The following is a 228-nucleotide window of genomic DNA, read 5'->3' as shown; positions in this document are numbered from 1 at the left end:
CTCATTGTACGCCTTATATAAAAGTAAATATGAAAATAACTACGATATAAACAAACAGTTCTATGAAGATTATTTGAATAAATGGGGACATAACAAGTCGACTTATTTTAAACAATTTAGAAATAGTCTCCCCATTGGCAGAAAATCAAATAATTATACATTAATTCTCATTGTAATACTTTCCTTTTTATCCGGAATATTCTTAAGCTAGTATTATTTTGTTTTAAG

The 228-nt window shown here is 25.9% G+C and carries 1 protein-coding gene; it reads left to right on the top strand.

Going from position 1 to position 228, the window contains the following annotated elements:
• Positions 1-211: hypothetical protein (locus tag ACRHOC_RS15345; RefSeq protein WP_431159462.1), on the top strand; the 211-nt coding region annotated here is incomplete at its 5' end.
• Between the last annotated feature and the right edge of the window lie 17 nt (positions 212-228).

The organism is Winogradskyella poriferorum (assembly GCF_050618035.1).
Taxonomy (GTDB): domain Bacteria; phylum Bacteroidota; class Bacteroidia; order Flavobacteriales; family Flavobacteriaceae; genus Winogradskyella; species Winogradskyella poriferorum_A.
This window is presented reverse-complemented; position numbering and strand designations above follow the sequence as displayed.